This is a genomic window from Methylosinus sp. KRF6, from assembly GCF_018887255.1.
Lineage (GTDB): Bacteria > Pseudomonadota > Alphaproteobacteria > Rhizobiales > Beijerinckiaceae > Methylosinus > Methylosinus sporium.
In genome coordinates this window covers 1-1,996 of record NZ_JAHLJF010000039.1, presented here as the reverse complement: position 1 = coordinate 1,996, position 1,996 = coordinate 1, and the positions used below count along the sequence as shown (strand labels likewise).

The window sequence follows — 1,996 nt, the reverse complement described above, 5'->3', positions numbered from 1 at the left end:
TCATGCCCTGGAATTTCAAGCCCACCGAGTGAACGGCGCCGGGTGTGCGCTTACCAAGAAGCGTTGGTGTCCGCAGAGGGACTCGAACCCCCGACCTAAGGTTTCATACCACTTCGGCTTTCGCCGCCGCCTTCCGGCGTTCGTGGTCTGGACTGTCCCTCCGTCATAGACCCGAGGCCCTTAGACGCCGCCCGTCCAGTCTCTACACCTTCCCCTTGCGGGGCTTGGCTCGGGATCGGCAAGGCGCGAGATGCGCCCAAGCTTTCCCCGACTTTGAGCGGATCCGTTGCACCGTTTCCGAGCACAACGCCCAATTCAATAGGAAACCTTCGCTCTATCCTGCTGAGCTATGCGGACTTTCCTTAGACGCCTGACTTAGGAGAGGCGATGCCTCTCTACACGAATCATTTTAGCCGACCGACCGCGGCTTCACAACCGCTGGCGTTCATGGGGGCGGAACACGTAGCTCACTCGGCCTCTATAGGCTTGATGACATAGCCTGAAAATATCGTCTGAGTGCAAGGGATGTGCGAGAGGATCGCTGTGAGTGTCAAAATATCCTCACTCGTGGATACAATGACCTGCTGATCGCTGCGGTGACATGCGGCTGCATGCTCAAGCAATCGACCGAAACTGACCTTCGACGACGATTGTTGTCTCGGTTCGTCGAAAAGCAACATGCCGGGATGATTGGTCGGATATGTATGCCCGAGTTCTAACAGCCCCAATTGATATGCCCATTTCAATCGGATCGCGTCGCTTGCGGACGTTTCGAAACCGATTTCGTAGCCCTCTTTTTGTGGCCTGTAGGTATTGTCATCGATAGTTAACTCGTTCGAATCGAACGTCGAAAATCCATACTCGCCCGCTTGACGCTGCAAAAGTTTGGTCAGAGCTTCAAGTTTTTCCTTGTCGAGAGGGCTCATTTTATCTTTCGGCAAGGCTGATCTGGCACTCAGCAGCCTTTCAAGTGTGGCGGCAAGCACCGTCATTCGCTCGACCGTGTCGTCGAAAACCTCTTGGATATTTTCAAGCTCTCTAACTCTTGCTTCCGCTCGAACCCGCTCCTCGATTGCGACCGCTGAAGGATTGCTGTTCGGAGCCATAAGGTCCGCCCGCACAGTGCGGATTCGGCTATACAGCTCATTCAACTCCCGATCGCCTTCAGCAGCACGAAGTTCAAGCCTTCTCAGATCTTCTTGCTCCCGCCTGAGAATGCCCTCGAACATTCGCAGTTGCGAACGAAGATATTCAATATTTGCTTCAATCGGCATCACGGCCGTGATTACATCTTGAGATAGCAATGTGTCCACAAGCGCTTGGTGACAAGTCGGACAGTGATCAGGGGCAAGAGATCCACCAATACCGGCGTAACGTTCTAATTTCTGCACGTCTAAGTTCTTTTGAAGATCATCAGAAATTGACTCGATTCGTCGACGTAATGATGCAACATCGGTATCCTTCAACTGTTTTGCCTGAAAAACTTCGATCCGTGTCTTGTTGATTTCGCCAACCTCTAGATTGAGGGCTTCGAGCTGCTGAGCTAATCCATCCGCGGAGATACCTACTTCTGGGACAGCTATGGCGGCCAAATCGGCGATGCGACCACGTAGGCTCTTAAGCAGATCAGACAAAGCCACCCATTCCGCCTTATTGGCAATCATGACGTGACCTCGGGCGAGTTCCTCGGAATTTACGGTCGGCTTCTGCGGCAGAGTGTCGACCCTAGCCGCACTACGCCGGGCGAAGCGGTCCATTTCGTCCCATAAATTACGCCAATCGCGCGCGTTCTGGTCGATCTGTTCCGCCAAACGCTGTCGCTCAAGTTCAAGCTTGTGGACGTCGAGGTTTAGGATGAATTCTACCGCCCGCTTCTGAACTTCTCTAATGCCCATGTACGTCGGAATCGCCGCAGGGATTGAGGACCATCCCGCCTTTTGTTTGACGTGCCCCTGAAAAATCCCCCCAGCATCGATTAGAGTCCGGCCGATTGCAG

At 53.5% G+C, this 1,996-nt stretch carries 1 protein-coding gene; it reads right to left on the bottom strand.

What is annotated here, in order from left to right:
- Positions 1–467: 467 nt before the first annotated feature.
- Positions 468–1,996, bottom strand: a 1,529-nt coding sequence (locus tag KP010_RS22405) for a hypothetical protein (protein WP_216281925.1), incomplete at its 5' end; no start/stop codon positions are given.